This window comes from Heliomarina sp. (genome assembly GCF_052826185.1).
Genome location: NZ_JBRBUI010000012.1, coordinates 1 through 18,093, shown reverse-complemented (window position 1 = coordinate 18,093; position 18,093 = coordinate 1). Strand labels below are relative to the sequence as shown.

The window sequence follows — 18,093 nt, the reverse complement described above, 5'->3', positions numbered from 1 at the left end:
GCCTGATGGACGTTGGTCATGCTTGAGTTCATCCGCCAGAACTCTGAGCTTGTGCAGATCGGGGCCAATCTGACGACGACGGTCGTCTGGCTGGTCTATCTGCACGTTCTTCTCAAGGGCTTCCGCGATCAACGTAGGTCGAGCCTGTTAATCAACCGCGGTGGCGGCGAAGATTTGGATGCGCGTTGTTTGATCTCAAACATGGGCGCGCAACCGGCCTATCTGTTGGACGTTCTGGCTGGTATCGATACGAAAGACGGACCCAGTGTTGCGAGCGTCGTGGATCGGCAAGAACTTCGTCGCGAGGAACTTGAACAGCCAACGGAGATGACAGGGCAGGGGCCTCTGCCAAGCGGCGGCTACGTCGATATCGGTTCGTTCCGGGATATCCTGGACAGGGCTGGGTACGACCTGTCCGGTTCCCAATCCTCGCAGGCAACTTTAAAACTGGTTTCGGTCGCCGCGACGAACCAAGCCTCGCATATCGTGGCTGCCGTGAGAGAGTTTGACGTTCGGGAGGACGGTGATGCGATCATGGTCCGACCCCGGACACTTGAGGCGAGGCAGGTTCGATCCCGATCCGCGCGGCGTAAGGTTTGCAGCGTGCTCGAGAAGCTTCAGTGCCGCGGGTCTGGGTTATATGACATCGCAGCCGATTTTCAAAGAATATAACAAAGCCAGATTGAAGAGGAACTAAACTGCGTCGGGGCTGTTTATATTAAGAGAAGCTGCGCAAAGACGGTTGGGATATGGCATGACGACTTACGAAGATACCTTAGTCGACTGTATCTCGTTGAAGGGACGCCCGGTGCGGGCAAGACGACGCTGGCTCTTCAGTTCCTGCTGGCGGGTATTCGGTCTGAGCTTTCAGGACTTTACGTCACGCTGTCGGAAACCAAGTATGAGCTTCTCGCTGTTGCCGCGTCGCATGGCTGGTCGCTCGACGGTCTGGACATCTTCGAAATGACCGACGAGGCCAATTTTGGTTTGGATCAGGACCAATCGCTCTTGCACTCCAGCGATGTCGAACTGGGTGAAACCGTGCGGGGAATCCTTAAACGCGTCGAAGAAACCGATCCGCGTCTGGTGATCCTCGACAGTTTGTCAGAACTAAGGTTGCTCTCGCAAAGTCCGCTGCGGTATCGCAGACAGATCATGGCGTTGAAGCACCATTTTGCCCAGCGTAACTGCACGGTTTTGATGCTTGATGATCGAACTGCGGATCCGGGCGATCTTCAACTGCACTCCTTGGCTCATGGCGTCATCAGTCTTGACCAGCTCGCCAGCGAGTTCGGGGCTGAACGGCGCAGGCTGCGGATCGTGAAGATGCGCGGGCTGAAATATTACGGCGGTTACCACGATTTTACGATCGAAAGGGGCGGTTTGCGAGTATATCCGCGGCTGGTTGCCGCAGATCACGAGATGCCTTTCTCCAGTACACCGATTTCCACGGGACTGACCGGACTGGATGCGCTCTTGGGCGACGGGTTGGTCCCCGGCACCACCGCGCTGCTTTCGGGTCCGGCGGGCGTAGGCAAGACCACGACCGCAGTAAGGTGTATGCTTTCTGCATTGGAACGTGGCGAGAAGGCTGCCTATTTCCTGTTCGACGAGCGGCTGAGGACGTTGATACAGCGCTGTAAGGCGCTGGATATGGACCTGACCCCATATGTCGAAGCTGGTCAGCTCATCATCCGACAGATCGACCCTGCCGAGCTAACCCCAGGCCAGTTCGCTGGAGAGGTGCGGAAAAGTGTTGAGGAGCTTAAGGCGACGGTCGTCGGTATCGACAGCCTCAACGCCTATTTGCACGCGATGCCGAGCGATACTTATCTGATGCTTCAAATGCACGAGCTGTTGAGCTATCTCGGACAACGCGGCGTAGTGTCGCTTCTGATTGTCGGGTATCACGGAATTACCGACGATCTCAGGGCAGACATCGATATCAGCTACCTTGCCGACACGGTGATGCTTCTGAGGTTTTTCGAGGCAAAAGGGTACCTGCGAAAATCCATCGCCGTTGTCAAGACCCGTACATCGGATCACGAACGGTCAATCCGGGAATTCCGCATCGATAAGAACGGCGTGACTGTCGGCGAGCCAATAACCAATTTCAGCGGCATTCTAACCGGCAGCCCGGTGTACGGACGCCCTACCGACGATCTGATGGATCTTAGGCCTAGTGGGGACCGCTCGTGAACGTCGTGCTTTCGACCGGATTGCAACAGGACGCGCGCACGGGCGGACCTGAAATCGCTATTTATGCGCCTCACGGTCGAGACGCTCAGGTTGCAGAGCGGCTCTTCGCGGAACAGGGCATAGGGTCGTCCATTGCTCGGGATCTCGACAGCCTTCTGGCGTTGATGACCACAGACCTCGGCGCGGTCCTGCTGACCGAAGAGACGTTGGACAACTACAACGTCGAAAGCCTGCACAAAGCGTTAGCCGGGCAGCCTGCATGGTCCGACTTGCCCTTCATCGTGCTGGCCATCGGAAGCGAACGCTCGCGGTCAGACACCGCGCGCAAGCGGATCGATGCGTTGGGGAACGTCGTGCTTCTGACGCGTCCCATGCATGCGGAAGAGCTTCTTCGCGCCGTCCAGTCAGCCCTCAAGGCCCGACGTCGCCAGTTCGAGGCGCGTGACCGCTTGGAAGAGCTACTGATGCGGGAAAAGCAGCTGCGCGAAAGCGAAGCCAAATTCCACACGATTGCGAATTCTGTGGACCAGATGATCTGGTCGACCTTGCCGGACGGTTTTCACGATTACTACAATGATCGTTGGTATGAATACACCGGGGTTCCCGAAGGCTCGACAGACGGCGAGGCTTGGAATGGGATGTTCCACCCCGAAGATCAGGACCGTGCCTGGTCGGTGTGGCGCCACTCGCTCGCCACCGGTGAACCTTACGAGATCGAGTATCGGTTGCGTCACAGGTCCGGTGAATATCGTTGGGTGCTTGGCCGGGCAAAGGCGGTTCGTGACGACACGGGTGAAATTATCCGCTGGTATGGCTCCTGCAAGGATATCCATAATGATATCATGGCCCGAGAAGCCGCGGTACACGACCTAACACGTCAACGGGATCAAGCGTGGAACCTCAGTCTGGACTTAATGGCGGTAACCTCACGATCTGGCTCAATGGAGCTTCTTAACCAATCCTGGAACTCCCTGCTGGGGTGGGACGTCGAGGACTTGCGCGGGCGGCGCTTTGCGCGGCTTGTCCATCCAGATGATCTACCTACGGCGAAGTCCGCGTTTCGTCATGTCATGTCCACCCCGGTTTCCAATCCAGTCGAGTTCCGTCTCAAGCACAATGACGGCAGTTACCGATGGTTTGCATGGACCGCCTCGGGACATGAGAACCGAATTTTCGCAACCGGCCGAGATGTCACGGAACGCCGCGAAAAGGATGCGGCGCTCGCAACGGCTCAGGAGGCGCTCAGGCAAAGCCAGAAGCTGGATATGATTGGGCAGCTGACCGGCGGTGTTGCGCATGACTTCAACAATCTGCTCGCGGCCATTCGGTCCAGCCTGGAGCTTGCGCGTCGCAGGCTTTCCTCAGAATCCGACGCGGCCCGCTATCTAAACAACGCCGTTGCCGCTGCGGATCGCGGAGCCGGGTTGACCCAACGAATGCTCGCTTTTGCCCGGAAACAGGAACTCCACTTCGATTCGGTTGAAGTTCAGCGTTTGCTTCCGGATCTGAAAGATCTGCTCCAGCGATCATTGGGTCCGCAAATTGACCTGATCTTCGATATCCCCGAGGACTTGCCGACCGTCCTAGTCGATACCAACCAGCTCGAGATGGCAATTCTCAACCTCTCCGTAAATAGCCGTGACGCTATGGATGGCTCAGGGCGCCTCTCGTTTTCGGCTCGTGAGTTTTCCGACGCCGGGGGGTCCGACATGGCGGCTGGCAAATACGTTGTAATTTCCGTCGCAGACACTGGTTGCGGTATGGACGCTGAGACACTTGAGCGGGCATTCGAGCCGTTCTTCACTACTAAGGGCGTAGGCAAGGGCACGGGTCTAGGGCTATCAATGGTGCATGGACTTGCCGCACAATCTGGTGGTGCATTTCGAATGGAGAGCGTTGCCGGAAAGGGAACAACGGCACATCTCTACCTTCCCGTGGGCGATGGGGAACCCGATAGTGTCGAGATTGAGGGGGGCAGCCACGGACAATCGCGCGAGCCAAGAGGGGAACGCTTGTTGACAATCCTGACCGTGGATGACGACCTGTTGGTTTCAATGGGCACCGTCGGGATGCTCGAGGACATGGGGCATGAGGTCTTGGAGGCCAGTTCTGGCGATCAAGCACTCGACATCTTTGCCGAGCGGCCTGATTTCGATTTAGTGATTACCGACCAGGCAATGCCTAAAATGACGGGTGTGGAACTTGCTAAGGCCCTTCGTGTGCGACGACAAAACCTGCCGATCATTTTGGCAACTGGTTACGCTGATCTCCCCGAGGGTGCGGGCGGAGAGGTGAGTGCCAAGTTGGATAAACCATTTTCGGAGAGTAGCTTAAGAGCGGCGCTGGCTTCCGTCACCGAAACTGCTAACTCTGCTATCTGAAAGCTGTCCCACTATTCTGGGCGAATAGCAGCTTTTTGATTAGTTCGCGCACCTAGGATGCCATGTAATGTTCGCGCACCGGAAAGATACGGCAGAGGCAAAATCCCGTGCCGACGCGTGAGGGCCCGCCGACGGAATCTGTCGATTACACTATGCAATTGTCGACTGTCCGTTGATATTTCAAGTTGAAGTGGCGCGCTGGCACTTTTCAGGGTGTGCTCTGTAAGGGTTATTAGTGGGCCAAACTGTCGGCGATGCTTTGAACTTCAACACCGCCCTTGTTCGTCTCGAAAATCGGAGCGTCGGCTGTTTGCAGCTGACTAATATGGCTTGCGGACGCTATGCTAATCCGGCTCTCTCCTGATGCTGAACCCAAGACGCTAAAGCAAATGAAGAGGTGGCGACTGAAAGTGGTTCGTTTCAATCGGAACGTTTACCGTGCCCGTCGGGTGTCAAAGGTTTAGGGTCGCCAATTTCATTTCGAGATTCGTAAAAACGTGATGGAACAATTTTTGTACCAATGCGTCATTTCAGCACAGTGATGCGGCGCCCAAGTAACGCCGCAGGGGAAATTCAGATGAACGGCATAATCTATCTGCTTGGGCTTCCGGTTATCGTCGTTGCCCTCCTGAATGTCATCGCCCGACCGCTGCGAACGCACAGAAAGGAACGACCATGACACAACAAAAGATACCCACACAATCACGCGACAGCACAGAGACTGCCGGAGATACAGTGAAAGAGCTGGGCGCTGAAGCGCGGGAGGCTGCGGACAGCTTGAAAAACCGGGCATCAGAAGAGGCCGCCAAGCGCGGCGATGCGGTCAAAACCGGGGTCGCGGATGAAATTTCGAACATGGGCGACGCTCTGCGCCGCGCAGCGGACGAGCTCAGAGATGGATCGCCGCAAGAACGTACATTCGGGCAGATGGCGTCTGCTCTTGCCGACGTGTCGGACAACGTTCGTGGCAAGGACTTTGGCGAAATGGCCGGGGATCTCTCGCAATTCGCCCGCCGCAATCCGCTGGCATTTCTGGGCGGCGCCGCACTCTTGGGATTTGCGGGCACGCGAGTTGCGCGAGCGTCCGAGCGGCACCGCGAACGCTCCGTCGATCTCTCCGAGATGCTGGGAAGCGACGATGACGACGACCTCTTGGGGCAAGAAATCACGCGCCGGCCTGGCACCCCAGCTGAGACAGCAGATCTCAGAGTGACAGGGGCCCCTGTCGGGACCAATCCTGCCGTTCAAGGAGAAAAACTATGACCACGACCGATCATGACCGGACTGAAAGCACGGGTTCGCTTCTCAGCGAAGCAATCAAACACGTATCTTCCCTTGTCCGTAGCGAGGTTGACCTGGCCCGGGCCGAGGTCGACCAGAATTTGCGGCGGGCGCTATCCGCTATCGGCATGCTGGTGGCTGCGGTAGTCGCGGCACTCGTGGCGCTGAATGTTATGGCTGCCGCCGTTGTTTCGGGGCTCACCGAAGCAGGGGTAGACGCGGTATGGGCCGCGCTCATCGTTGGTGTCGCACTTGGCCTGATCGCTGCCGCGTTGATCGCCAAGGGGAGCAAGGATCTGAAGCTGTCCAGTCTGGCGCCGACCAGAACAGCCGAAAACATCAAGCGTGACGCGAACGCAATTCAGGGAGGACGGACAAATGGTTGACAATCGCACACCGGACGAAATCGAGCGTGATATCGAGCGTGAAAGATCGCAGCTCGGCCGCACTGTCGACGAACTGCAGGATCGGCTTTCACCCGAGGGCATCCTGCGAGAAGTGGGCCGCGGATTGTCCGACCATGGTCAGGACATTGGCGAGGCAATTACCCAATCAGTCAAACGTAATCCTGTCGCACTCGCTTTGACAGGAATTGGCTTGGCGTGGCTGGCTAGCGGTCGGTCATGGGAAAAAGACAAAGAACGTCTGGTTCCGGATTTTTCCCACAGCGACCCCGCGACACCGGCACCATCCCGGCTTGATTACAGCCGCTCAGGTACGGAACCCCGCGCTGCGCAAGGCGGTTATAGAACCGCCCCCAGCGATCCTGCCACCCATTCCCTGGGTGAAGCCGGCCTTGCCAGCGCTCACGGCAACCGACGTGTCTCTCAGGATTGGCTCTACGCCGACGATGACGACTTCTGGGATGACTACGATCAGGACGATCAGGACGATGGCCCTGGGCTCTATGACCGTGTGTCTGACGGCGCCTCTCGTGCCGCCGGCAGTGCCCGGGAAACAGCGCAGAAGACGGGCGACAGTGTTCGCTCCGCAGGGCAAAGTGCTGCGGACAGTGCGGCCAGTGCCCGCGACGCCGTTTCGTTGCGTGCGAGACGCATTCGCCGACGACTGGCCCACGGGACAGATACCCTCAGCGAAGAAGCGAGGGAGCGCGTCATCTCGGCGAGATGGGCGGCCGTAAGAGCTCGCAGGTCTGCTGCTCGGCGTGCTCGGGCGGGAGCCGATCAGGCCCAACGCTTCTTCGAAGAGAATCCACTTGTTGTCGGAGGACTGGCGCTTGCTGTTGGTGCCGTACTTGCCGGAACACTGCCTCGCACGAGGCAGGAAGACGATTGGTTCGGCAAGCAGTCGGACAGATACTATGACAAGGCCGAGCGGATGCTGGAGACCGAGCGCCAGAAGGCTCTGAAAGTCGCTGATCGCGCTGCTGAAACTGCTCAGGAGGTTCTTGAGGAAGAGCGGGCAAAAATCGACGACCAGGCACCGGGCGACAAGTCTGCGGCCGAACATATCGCAGATGAAGTTCGCAGCGCCGTTTCGAAGGTTGCGGACGCAAGCCGCGAGGAAGCCGAGAAGCAAAAGCTCGGTACACCAAGCTCGTGAGCGGATCTCAAGATCTAGGCCAGATGGCCACTCTCCCGCGCCAGATTTCCTGGCGCGGGTGGTTTGCCATTCTCAAGCGTGTCGTCGGGCAGATTTCAAAAGACCACGTTATGCTTATCTCAGCAGGCGTCGCCTTTTACGGGCTTCTTGCGCTTTTCCCCGGGATCACTGCCGTAATGGCTGTCGCGGGGTTGATACTTGAACCGAGTCAAGTCACGGATCAGATCGACACCCTGACTGCCTTTGTGCCGCAGGCCGCTGCAGATATCATCATTGGCCAAGCATCCGCTGTGGCCGGAAGCCAAAATGGCGGGCTTGGAGTTGCTGCAGTCGTTGGCTTTGCGCTTGCGCTATGGTCAGCCTCGGCCGGGGTCGGAAGCCTGATCGAAGGCATTAACGTTGCCTATGACGAGACCGAAAAACGTGGCATGATCCGGCTTTACGTGACCAGATTGGCTTTGACGCTGGTACTGATAGTTGGAATGATCGGCGGTCTCGCCGCGACGATTGTCCTTCCGTCTATACTACAGTTGCTCGCGCTCGGTCCCACAACTGAATTCCTGATAGGCATTCTCCGCTGGATCACGCTTACCGTGCTCACTGTATTGGGCATTAGCCTGCTTTACAGGTTCGCGCCATGTCGCCAGCCCGCACGTATGCGCTGGCTCATCCCGGGTGCGCTTATCGCGACAATCCTCTGGATAGCGGCGTCAGCAAGCTTCGCTCTCTACGTCAAAAACTTTGGGAGTTATCAGGAAACCTTCGGAGCGCTGGCGGGCGTGGTCATTTTGCTAATGTGGCTTTGGATTTCTGCCGTACTGATCCTGACCGGTGCTGAAATCAACGCCGAAGCCGAGGCTCAAACCCGTATCGATACGACAACCGGAGCGCCTATGCCTATGGGCGCAAGGGGAGCCGTTAAGGCCGACAAGCTGGCCGGGTCATAGGTGAATAGCAAGGGAACGATGAAGGGGAATGATGACACCTAGTACATCGCCGTCAACCTATAGTAAATTTTGATGCTGCAGCCATGGGGGACTATATGAAACGTTTCGAAGGGCAGAAAGTAATCGTTACCGGTGCCGCCTCTGGTATTGGGCGCGCTGCAGCCCACCGTTTCGCGCGAGAAGGAGCTAGCGTGTGCTTGATAGATAAAAATTGGCCAGAGCCAAGCAATTCAGACGCGCTTTGTTTAACCTGTGATGTAGCCGACCAGAGGTCCGTGGAGGCGGCGGTTTCTTACGCCGCCGAGGTACTCGGAGGTGTAGACGTCTTGGTCAACAACGCCGGCTATCCGGTCACTGACTTGGACACTGATATGTCTGACGCAAAATGGCGCGGGCACTTCGAGGCTGATGTTCACGGGCTGCACTATGTTACCGAGGCCGCGCGGTCTTGGCTTGAAGCCGAAGGAGGGGCAGTCGTCAATACCACTTCTGTTGCCGGTCTCGGCGGCGATAGGGCGATGGAGGCCTACGACGCCGCAAAGGGTGCCGCCGTGCAGTTGACACGCGCACTTGCTATCGATTTCGCCCCAAAAGGAGTCCGTGTTAACGCAGTTTGTCCGACTCTGACCCACACAGCTATGAGTCGCGCGGCTGAAAATCAGCCAGATAAGCTAGAGGCTTTTCTGAAGGCGATTCCCTTGCGGCGTGTTGGAGAGCCGGAAGAAGTAGCCGCAGCGATCCTCTTTTTGGCGTCTGGTGATGCCAGCTTCATCACTGGCGTCGCTCTGGCAGTTGATGGCGGAATTACTGCTGGAAATGGTCAGCCTCACTTGGTTTGAACAGACCTTGAAACCAGAACTCAAACTTTCCGAATGCCGCCGGTGAAATTAATCCCTAATGGGTGCAGCTCGATAATGAGGCGAACATCTGGATCGAGTTCCAGCTTGCAGCGAACAAATGGTCTACCGCATCCGCTAAAACGAAAGATGTCACGAATTTGGTCTCGGTCGATCCAGCACGAATAAGGGAAATTTGACTGCAGAAGGGAATTTGAACCACTGCGCGGGTTCAAGCGTTAATTTATTGACGTCGGACAATCCACCTCAAGAAAAGGCACGGCTCATGGTATCACGCGCACTCTGGAAAGGACAGCTTCGCCTGTCATTGGTGTCAATACCGGTGGAAGTCCATTCCGCCCGCAATTCTTCCTCGCGGGTGTCCTTCCGTCAGATTCACGAGCCCTCGGGGAAGCCTGTCCGTTACCAGAAGACGGTTCAGGGGGTCGGACCCGTCGAGAACGAAGACATCATGAAGGGCTACGAGACGGACGACGGTGACTATATCCTACTCGACAAGGAAGAGATCGACGCGATCAAGCTGGAAACCAAAAAGACGCTGGAACTCGTTCAGTTTGTTGAGATCGCGGAAATCGAGCCCATCTGGTTCGACCGGCCCTATTACGTCGTTCCCTCCGACGAGCTTGCGGAAGATGCCTACCGCGTGGTTCGCGACGCGCTGCGGCAGACAAAGAAGGCGGGTCTCGGTCAGCTGACAATGCGCGGTAAGGAATACCTCTGCGCCATCCGTCCCTGCGGCGACGGGCTGCTGATGGAGACGCTGCACTACGAGGCGGACATCCGCGACGCCGATCCCCTGTTCTCCGGGATCGAGGATGACGCCTCTGACGAGGAACTGCTCGAAGTTGCCACCCAGCTCATCGACAAGAAGACTGCGCCCTTCGATGCTGCGGCTTTCGAAGACCATTACGCGGCGGCCCTGAAGGAGCTGATCGCTACCAAGATGAAATCGAAAAAGACGCCCCGGGCCAAAGCCTCCAACGATGGCGGCGGGGCCGAGGCGGAGAACGTGGTCGACCTGATGGATGCGCTTAAGAAGAGCCTCGGGCAGAGCAAGGGCGCCAAGGGCGGCAAGACCAGCCGCCGCAAGAAAGCGTCATGAGGTCGCTCGACGCATACGAGAAGAAACGGGACTTCGACATCACGCCCGAGCCCCGCGCCGCACTCGTCGAGGCAGGCGGGGACCGTCTGTCCTTCGTGATCCAGAAACACGACGCCAGCCGTCTGCACTACGATTTCCGCCTGGAATGGGGCGGGGTGCTGCTGTCGTGGGCGGTGACGAAGGGCCCCTCCGCGGACCCGTCGCAGAAGCGGCTGGCGGTGCGTACCGAAGATCACCCCGTGTCCTACGGCGGGTTCGAGGGCACGATCCCAAAGGACGAATACGGCGGTGGCACGGTGATGCTGTGGGATACTGGCTGGTGGGAGCCGCTGCACGACCCCGAGGAAGGGCTGAAGCAAGGCAAGCTGCATTTCCGGTTGCACGGCGCCCGGATGAAGGGCGGTTGGGCGCTGGTGCGGATGCGAGCGAAAAAGGCCGAGAAACGTGAGAACTGGCTGCTCATCAAGGAACGCGACGATTTTGCTCGGCGCACCGCCGATGCGCTGACGAACAGGCACCGCACCTCGGTAACGACCGGTCGGGCAATGCGCGCCATTGCCGGGGGCAAACCCGCCGCCAGTCCCGCGAAACACGACAAGCCGCGGCCACGCTTCCGCGAGGTCCAGCTTGCTACTCTCCGCGACGCCCCGCCCGATGGTGAGGGCTGGCAGCACGAGGCCAAGTTCGATGGCTATCGCTGCGTGATCGCCGTGGGCAAGGGCGGTGTGCGGCTCTACTCGCGCAATGGCAAGGACTGGTCGGACCGGTTCGGGGCGCTCTGCGAACCGGCGGCGGCGTTGGCGTGTGGTTCGGCCTTGATCGACGGTGAGGTGATCGCCGGAGTGGGAGGAGGGGACTTCTCGGCGCTTCAGAAGGCACTGAAAGCGGGGGACCCGCTTACCTGCTACCTCTTCGACATCCTCGCGCTCGACGGCGAAGACCTGACCGCCAAGCCGCTCTCCGAACGGCGAGAGGCGCTGGAAGGGATCATGGAAGGCCAGCCGCCCCGCGGGCCGCTCCGCCTCAGTCCGGTCATCGAGGGCGATGGGGCGGCCGCCCTTGCCGCCCTCTGCGAGGCCGGCAGCGAGGGCCTCATCTCCAAGCGCATAGACGCCCCCTATCGCGGCGGCCGCAGCAGTAGCTGGATCAAGGCCAAGTGCATCCGCCGGGCCGAATTCGTGGTCGCCGGATGGTCGCCGTCGGACAAGAAGGGCAGGCCGTTTTCCTCTCTGATCCTTGGGAGTTACGAAAAGGGCAGGCTGATTTACCGGGGCCGCATAGGCACCGGGTTCAACGGCGATGACATGTCGGAACTGATGGACGCCATGAAGCCCCTTGCCCGCAAGACACCCCCGTTTGACGAAGACCTGCCAGGAGAGGCAACGGGCGCCGGCTGGGTCACGCCAAGGCTGGTCGTCGAGACGGAATATGCCGAGTTCACCAGCGAAGGCCGGATACGCCACGGCGTCTACAAGGGCCTGCGCGAAGACAAGGATGCCGAGGACGTGAGTGCCAGCGCCGAATCTAAGAGCGACAGCGGCGACGCCGAGATGACCATTGGCGGCGTCCGCATTTCCAGCACCTCGCGCAGGGTCTATCCCGACGCGGGGTTGACCAAGGGCGAGGTTGCGGAACACTACGCCCGGGTGGCCGAAAGGATGCTCGATGACGTTGCCGATCGCCCACTGGCGCTGTTGCGCTGCCCCGATGGGATCGCGGGCGACTGCTTCTTCCAGAAACACGCGGGCAAGGGCTTTCCCGAGGGTGTTAAATCTCTGCCGCTCGAGGAAAAGGACGGCGATAGTGTGGACTACATGTATGTCTCCGACCCCAAGGGAATTCTTGGTGCAGCACAGATGGGAACGCTGGAGTTCCATCTCTGGGGCGCGCGCCGCGACCGGATCGAACGGCCTGACCGGATGGTGTTCGATCTGGATCCTGATGAGGGTCTCGGTTTTGAAGCGGTGAAGGCCGCGGCGGGCGAAGTCTGCGAAGGCTTGCACGCCTGCGGGCTGGACAGCTCACCCATGGTCACCGGCGGCAAGGGTGTGCACGTCATCGTGCCCCTGCGCCGCATCAGCGAGTGGGAAACCGTGAAATACTTCGCTAAGACTTTCGCCAACATCCTGGCGGAGCGGCATCCGGATCGCTACACCGCGACCATGTCCAAGGCCAAGCGCAAGGGGCGCGTGTTCATCGATTGGCTGCGCAACGAGCGCGGCGCCACCGCCATTGCCCCCTATTCCCTCCGTGCCCGCCCCGGCGCCGCGGTGGCATTGCCTGTCACCTGGTCTGAATTGCAGGATTTGGATCGTCCCGACAAATTTCACGTCAGCGACATGGAGACGCGTTTGAAGCGGCCGTGCCCGTTGAAAGATGCCAAAGCCCGCGGCATCGGGGCCGAGGCGGTTGAAGCGCTGGAACACTGGGCTTGCCGCTGAAAGCCGTCCAACGAAACATTCAGGTCATGCATTTGGTGTGATGCGAAGCCAGAAATCAACCAGATTTGTGCCCGCCGCCAACGGTACCACTCAATCCAGTTTCGACAGCGTGCGCGACCTCACTTGATCCCCCAATTTCCAGACTAATTGTTTTGCATGTATGATCTCCTGTGTTCGCTATGATGAATGACCTCACTACTCCTGCGCCAGTCGACTGGAAAACTAGCGCGATCTATTTGGATTTTGATGGCACTTTGGTTGACCTCGCACCAAGGCCTGATGAAGTTTGGCTCCCCGAGCGCGAGTCACGGCTGTTGACTACTCTGTCCAAACGCTGCGAGGGCGGGGTAGCGATACTTTCAGGTCGCGATCTTGAGAACCTGCGTCCGTTTCTGCGAGGGCTTCCCGTGATATTAAGCGGAAGTCACGGCGCTCAAATAGAAATCAACGGCGACCCAACTCTCGTTCCCGGCGCAGACTGGGATGTCGAAGCTGTATTCCACAGCCTTAAACCATTTGCTGAGGACAACGACCTTTTGATTGAAAGAAAAACTGCCGCGATTGCGGTGCACTACCGGACGCGCCCAGATCTGGCAAATGATGTGAAAGCGACGGTCGAACGGCTGGCCAGCAGTCACCACGGGCTGAAACCAGTTCACGGCAAGATGGTCAGCGAATTGGCATCCAATGAGTACAACAAGGGGTCCGCATTAATCCAGCTAAGCAACCATCCACAATTTGCGGGGCGAATGCCGGTGGCGGTTGGCGATGATACGACGGATGAGGATATGTTCGTCGCGGCGCAATCGATTGGCGGAATTGGAATAAAGATTGGTCTCGGCCGAACTGCAGCGCGATATCGGTTCAAAACCCGCCGTAACTTTGTGACTTGGCTCTCGCATACTCTGGAAATCGACTGATGGATTTGGGACTAGTTGGTAACTGTTCGGTTTCCGGACTGATCGATGACAAAGGTAATTTGAACTGGTTCTGCCTTCCAAGGTTTGATGGCGATCCGGTCTTCCACAGTTTGCTCGGGTCTGGAAAGGGCCATCCCGACGATGGTGCCTTTAAGATTGAAATGGAAGAACTGCGGCGAGCGGAACAAGGCTACCTACCTAATACCGCTATCCTTCGCACTATCCTCCGAGGCGGCGGAGGAGCTGTTGAAATCACGGATTTTTCGCCAAGATTCGAATCTTTCGGCAGACGCTTTCGTCCGCGAATGTTTATCCGTCAGATTAGGCCCCTCCAAGGCTGGCCGCGCATCCGCATAAAAGTCCGTCCAAAGTTCGAATACGGCTCGCGAAGGCCTTTCGTTACGACAGGCTCAAATCACCTGCGATTTGTGGGCGCTTCCGAGGTCTTGCGGCTGACATCGGACGCCCCGCTGGATCATGTGCAAAGCGAACAGCTGATACATTTAGACCGGTCGTACACATTCATCCTTGGCCCTGACGAGACACTCACAGAGGCACCGGGTACGATAGGCGAACGGTTCTTATCGGAGACACGAGCCTATTGGGAAGCGTGGTCCCAGCGTTTGGCTGTGCCATATGAATGGCAGGACGCAGTCATACGTGCCGCCATTACACTGAAGCTATGCAACTATGAACAGACAGGCGCCATCGTAGCGGCGATGACGACATCCTTGCCCGAAGCCCCTTACAGCGGTCGAAACTGGGATTACCGTTTTTGCTGGGTCCGTGATGCATTTTTCACGGTACGTGCGCTGAACTCACTGGCAGCCACGCGTACGTTAGAGAACTATTTTCACTGGCTGATGAACGTCGTATCCGATGCCAAAGGGGGCCACATCCAACCGGTGCTCGGCATCGGTTTAGAAAAAAACTTGACGGAATGGCAGGCCAAAGATTTGGAAGGGTTTCAGGGAATGGGACCCGTTCGAGTCGGCAATCAGGCATATGAACATTTTCAACATGACACCTATGGAAATGTAATTTTAGGAGCCGCCCCAGCTTTTTTCGACAAACGGCTTAGGATGGATATTGGCGGCCACGCTTTCGAGATGTTGGAGCCACTCGGCGAGCAAGCTTGGACACTTCATGCCCAACCCGATGCCGGGATATGGGAGTTGAGGACGCGCTCACGGATTCATACCTCCTCGTCGCTGATGTGCTGGGCCGCATGCGATCGCCTTGCCAAAATCGCCGCCTGTTTGGCGGTTCCAACTAAAGTTGATTTCTGGCGCGATCGGGCCAACGTAATTAAGTCGAGAATCCTTAAAGAGGCTTGGTCCGACAAACGCCAAGCCTTCGTCGAAAGCTTTGGTGGTGAAACATTGGACGCCAGCGTTCTATTGATGGGCGAAATGAACTTCCTTCAGCCTTCAGATGAACGCTTTAAGCTGACGGTGGATGCGTTGTCAAACTCCCTAGGGCGCGGCCCCTTCATGTTGCGATATGAGGAAGCAGACGACTTTGGCGTTCCCGAGGTTGGGTTCAATGTCTGCGCATTCTGGCGCGTAGATGCTTTGGCTCGCATCGGACGAAAAGACGAAGCACGAGAATTTTTCGAAGAGTTACTAAAGGCTCGCAACGGCTTAGGACTGATGTCCGAAGACACTGCGTTCGATACCGGCATAGGTTGGGGCAATTTTCCTCAGACCTACTCTATGGTCGGGATAATCAACGGAGCAATGCGCCTGTCGCGCTCTTGGGAGTCAGAGCTGTAGAAAAAAGGATGCCGCAAGGAACGATCTGAACGCAGGAAAGTTGTCCCAGTGTTAAATCATTCAGTCGCCGGAGGAGGGGCATCCAAGTATGGCGGGCAGGCTCATCGTTGTATCCAATCGGATACCAACCGAAGGAGCTACAGCCGGCGGGTTGGCTGTTGCTCTGCATGATAGTCTCAGCGGTACTGGTGGCATATGGATAGGCGCACATCCTGAGGTTGGACCCGAAGAAAGTCTATTCGAAATTGGGGATGGTCCCTATCAAAGACTAGCTTTCCAATTAAGTAGGTCTGAGTATGAAAACTATTATTTGGGCTTCTCCAACTGTGTCCTTTGGCCTCTTTTTCACCGAAGGAGCGATCTTGTCGTTCTTAAGTCCGCGTATTTGCAAGAGTATCTTTCGCTTAACCGCCGTTTAGCAAACATGGTGGCCGAAGTCGCTAGACCTGATGATTTGATCTGGGTCCACGATTATCACTTACTACCCTTGGCTCACTACCTCCGGGAACAAGGCGTCGCAGCCAAAATAGGCCTCTTCCTTCATATACCCTTCCCGGCGCTCGCAGATCTGTCCATTTTACCTGACCCTTCCATTTTTGCTGAATGGTTAGCAAGCTACGACCTGCTGGGCTTGCAAACGCAGGCGGACACAGCGCGGTGCCTTGAAATGTACCGGGCTGATGAACGCGCAGAATTTTTCCAAGATGGTTCTATAAAGTTTCGAGATAGGCTCGTCCGAGTGAAGTCTTTTCCTATTGGCATTGCGGTCGACGCTTTCCAATCCCTCGCAGATTACTCAACCGGCAATCCTTTCGGCGCTGAACAACCTCAAGAATACATTATTGGCGTCGACCGTCTCGATTACACAAAAGGACTGCCGAATCGCTTCCGTGCCTTTGGCGAATACCTGCACGATTATGCTGAAGGCCGACGCCCGTCTCTCATCCAGATCGCGCCTCCGACGCGGGAGGTTGTCGAAGCATACCGTCAGATTACCGAAGAACTTGAGGAACTCTCTGGCCGTATTAACGGCCGATACGCTGAACTCGATTGGACCCCTATCCGGTATATCCATCGACCCATTGCCCGTGACCGCCTTGCTGGCATTTACCGAGGAGCGCGAGCTTGCCTCGTAACTTCCTTAGCGGACGGCATGAACCTTGTCGCGAAAGAATATGTTGCGGTGCAAATTCCCGACGATCCAGGCGTTTTAATTCTGTCGCGTTTTGCAGGAGCGGCCGAAGATATGACAGATGCCCTGCTGGTAAACCCTTACGATATCGATGAAGTAGCAAAAGCAATTGATACGGCCCTCAATATGCCTGCGGAGGAACGGATAGCCCGTCATCGCTCATGTATGGCTGCAGTGCAAGCAACGGATGTCGGTCGTTGGACCAAACATTTTTTGGCGGCGTTGATTGCCAGCCAAGGAAGGTTGGCTATCTCATCGGGCAAACATGATCGCCACTCTCGGATCGGCGAGGAACGGCCCGAGCCAAGGCAGGTAAAGTTTCAACATGTAGAAAAGTCTATTTAGATTAGCAGCCTTAGTCCAATATTTCCGGTGACTATTCATCCCAATCACCAACAAGTTTCGAATTGCAGCACGCCTGCCAGACCGAATTTCGGTAGAGGAAGCGAGAAATTTGGAACAGCGAGCGGTCTCGTTTGTCACGCGCTCGACGTCGATCCACGTGTTTCGTTGCTCGACTTACTAAGGAATTATCTTCAACTGACAGGAAGCAAGAAGGGCTGTGACCATGGCCAGTGTGGGGCCTGCACGGTAATAGTGAACGGTCGCAGGATAAATTCCTGCCTTAGCCTCGCTGTTGCACACGACGGCGATGAAGTTGCAACTGTCGAAGGACTTTCCGACGACGGTAATTCGCCACTGCAGTCGGCCTTCGTGCAAAACGACGGGATGCAATGCGGTTATTGTACGCCGGGCCAACTTTGCTCAGCCACTGCGGTACTCCGAGAAGTTGCGGAAGGTTGGCCCAATCACGTCAGCGAAAATCTTATCGGGCCGCTCAAACTCTCCAATGAGGAGTTGGCCGAACGTATGAGCGGCAATATCTGCCGATGCTCCTGCTATCCCGGGATCAACGCCGCCATCCTTCAGGTTGCGGAGAACCAATTGGCGGAGACAGAAAAATGAGACCGTTCGATTATCAGCGTGCCGAAAATACCGCGGTAGCCCGAAAAGCTAACCAGGCCGGTGCGACATTCCTTGCCGGCGGTACCAACCTGCTTGATCTTATGAAGCTTGAAATAATGGCGCCAGAGCAAATCATAGACATCTCCCGCCTCGAGCTGGACAGAATTACCAACAACGGCGAGGGCATGCACATCGGAGCAACTGTCACAAACTCCGATCTCGCCGCCGATTTGCAAATCCGAAAGTATTACCCGGCTCTGTTGCACAAAAGAGCTGATGGCCGGGGTTCCCCTTTCCCCGGACGGACCTATCCCACGGCTTCTGTGACGGGGATGCCGAGCGCGGTGTAGCCGTTCAGGACGGCGATACGGATTTGAAGCTCCGCGACCTGTCGATCGAAGTCCCGTGCCATGAGGCGCTGTCCCAGAAGTTTCACACAGTGCATCTTGGTTTCGACGCGGCTTCGGCG

At 57.1% G+C, this 18,093-nt stretch carries 14 protein-coding genes and 2 pseudogenes; 15 read left to right on the top strand and 1 reads right to left on the bottom strand.

Annotated features, from left to right (window positions below; all coding sequences use genetic code 11):
* Window positions 1-18: 18 nt before the first annotated feature.
* From ACU0FH_RS02295 to ACU0FH_RS02225, 15 genes and pseudogenes are all read left to right on the top strand, one after another.
* A complete protein-coding gene (locus ACU0FH_RS02295; RefSeq protein WP_446193180.1) occupies window positions 19-672 on the top strand; it encodes a hypothetical protein in 654 nt (217 codons plus the stop codon).
* 75 nt (window positions 673-747) lie between these two features.
* Entirely contained in the window at window positions 748-2,199 is a 1,452-nt protein-coding gene (locus tag ACU0FH_RS02290; RefSeq protein WP_446193189.1) for an ATPase domain-containing protein, read from the top strand.
* The gene (locus tag ACU0FH_RS02285) at window positions 2,196-4,580 is read left to right on the top strand and encodes a PAS domain-containing protein (RefSeq protein WP_446193179.1); all 2,385 of its coding nucleotides are present in this window, start codon (window positions 2,196-2,198) and stop codon (window positions 4,578-4,580) included. Before ACU0FH_RS02290 ends, ACU0FH_RS02285 begins: the two co-directional genes overlap by 4 nt.
* Window positions 4,581-5,255: 675 nt before the next feature.
* Window positions 5,256-5,843, top strand: a complete 588-nt coding sequence (locus ACU0FH_RS02280) for a hypothetical protein (protein WP_233145790.1) — start codon at window positions 5,256-5,258, stop codon at window positions 5,841-5,843.
* Window positions 5,840-6,247: a phage holin family protein gene (locus tag ACU0FH_RS02275; protein ID WP_446193178.1), complete on the top strand. Its 408-nt coding sequence runs from the start codon at window positions 5,840-5,842 to the stop codon at window positions 6,245-6,247. Before ACU0FH_RS02280 ends, ACU0FH_RS02275 begins: the two co-directional genes overlap by 4 nt.
* The gene (locus ACU0FH_RS02270) at window positions 6,240-7,424 is read left to right on the top strand and encodes a DUF3618 domain-containing protein (protein ID WP_446193177.1); all 1,185 of its coding nucleotides are present in this window, start codon (window positions 6,240-6,242) and stop codon (window positions 7,422-7,424) included. Before ACU0FH_RS02275 ends, ACU0FH_RS02270 begins: the two co-directional genes overlap by 8 nt.
* 23 nt (window positions 7,425-7,447) lie before the next feature.
* Complete coding sequence (locus tag ACU0FH_RS02265) at window positions 7,448-8,371, top strand: YihY/virulence factor BrkB family protein (protein ID WP_088636040.1); 924 nt, start codon at window positions 7,448-7,450, stop codon at window positions 8,369-8,371.
* A 95-nt stretch (window positions 8,372-8,466) separates the two neighbouring features.
* Window positions 8,467-9,210 carry an SDR family NAD(P)-dependent oxidoreductase gene (locus ACU0FH_RS02260; protein WP_446193176.1) on the top strand — a complete coding sequence of 248 codons (744 nt, stop codon included), beginning with the start codon at window positions 8,467-8,469 and terminating at the stop codon, window positions 9,208-9,210.
* Window positions 9,211-9,493: 283 nt separating this feature from the next.
* Entirely contained in the window at window positions 9,494-10,330 is an 837-nt protein-coding gene (ku, locus tag ACU0FH_RS02255; protein WP_446193175.1) for a non-homologous end joining protein Ku, read from the top strand.
* A complete protein-coding gene (gene ligD, locus ACU0FH_RS02250) occupies window positions 10,327-12,771 on the top strand; it encodes a DNA ligase D (protein ID WP_446193174.1) in 2,445 nt (814 codons plus the stop codon). Before ku ends, ligD begins: the two co-directional genes overlap by 4 nt.
* A gap of 179 nt (window positions 12,772-12,950) precedes the next feature.
* Entirely contained in the window at window positions 12,951-13,691 is a 741-nt protein-coding gene (gene otsB / locus ACU0FH_RS02245; RefSeq protein ID WP_144389867.1) for a trehalose-phosphatase, read from the top strand.
* Window positions 13,691-15,466, top strand: a complete 1,776-nt coding sequence (locus ACU0FH_RS02240) for a glycoside hydrolase family 15 protein (RefSeq protein ID WP_446193173.1) — start codon at window positions 13,691-13,693, stop codon at window positions 15,464-15,466. The genes otsB and ACU0FH_RS02240 overlap by 1 nt, the downstream gene beginning before the upstream one ends.
* A gap of 88 nt (window positions 15,467-15,554) precedes the next feature.
* Complete coding sequence (locus ACU0FH_RS02235) at window positions 15,555-17,003, top strand: alpha,alpha-trehalose-phosphate synthase (UDP-forming) (RefSeq protein WP_446193172.1); 1,449 nt, start codon at window positions 15,555-15,557, stop codon at window positions 17,001-17,003.
* A 135-nt stretch (window positions 17,004-17,138) separates the two neighbouring features.
* Window positions 17,139-17,624 (top strand): annotated as a pseudogene (locus ACU0FH_RS02230) (2Fe-2S iron-sulfur cluster-binding protein); the annotation flags it as partial.
* On the top strand, window positions 17,549-17,974 hold the full coding sequence (locus ACU0FH_RS02225; RefSeq protein WP_446193171.1) for an FAD binding domain-containing protein: 426 nt from the start codon (window positions 17,549-17,551) through the stop codon (window positions 17,972-17,974). The pseudogene ACU0FH_RS02230 and the gene ACU0FH_RS02225, both read left to right, overlap by 76 nt.
* Here the strand turns inward: ACU0FH_RS02225 and ACU0FH_RS02220 are convergent.
* A pseudogene (locus tag ACU0FH_RS02220) lies at window positions 17,932-18,093 on the bottom strand (IS5/IS1182 family transposase); the annotation flags it as partial. The gene ACU0FH_RS02225 and the pseudogene ACU0FH_RS02220 sit on opposite strands and share 43 nt — an antisense overlap.

Coding starts and splice junctions, on each gene's coding strand:
- ligD (WP_446193174.1), top strand. CDS start 10,327: ATGAGGTCGCTCGACGCATACGAGAAGAAACGGGACTTCGACATCACG.
- ACU0FH_RS02235 (WP_446193172.1), top strand. CDS start 15,555: ATGGCGGGCAGGCTCATCGTTGTATCCAATCGGATACCAACCGAAGGA.
- ACU0FH_RS02240 (WP_446193173.1), top strand. CDS start 13,691: ATGGATTTGGGACTAGTTGGTAACTGTTCGGTTTCCGGACTGATCGAT.
- ku (WP_446193175.1), top strand. CDS start 9,494: ATGGTATCACGCGCACTCTGGAAAGGACAGCTTCGCCTGTCATTGGTG.
- ACU0FH_RS02260 (WP_446193176.1), top strand. CDS start 8,467: ATGAAACGTTTCGAAGGGCAGAAAGTAATCGTTACCGGTGCCGCCTCT.
- ACU0FH_RS02265 (WP_088636040.1), top strand. CDS start 7,448: ATGGCCACTCTCCCGCGCCAGATTTCCTGGCGCGGGTGGTTTGCCATT.
- ACU0FH_RS02280 (WP_233145790.1), top strand. CDS start 5,256: ATGACACAACAAAAGATACCCACACAATCACGCGACAGCACAGAGACT.
- ACU0FH_RS02275 (WP_446193178.1), top strand. CDS start 5,840: ATGACCACGACCGATCATGACCGGACTGAAAGCACGGGTTCGCTTCTC.
- ACU0FH_RS02270 (WP_446193177.1), top strand. CDS start 6,240: ATGGTTGACAATCGCACACCGGACGAAATCGAGCGTGATATCGAGCGT.
- ACU0FH_RS02295 (WP_446193180.1), top strand. CDS start 19: ATGCTTGAGTTCATCCGCCAGAACTCTGAGCTTGTGCAGATCGGGGCC.
- otsB (WP_144389867.1), top strand. CDS start 12,951: ATGATGAATGACCTCACTACTCCTGCGCCAGTCGACTGGAAAACTAGC.
- ACU0FH_RS02225 (WP_446193171.1), top strand. CDS start 17,549: ATGCTCCTGCTATCCCGGGATCAACGCCGCCATCCTTCAGGTTGCGGA.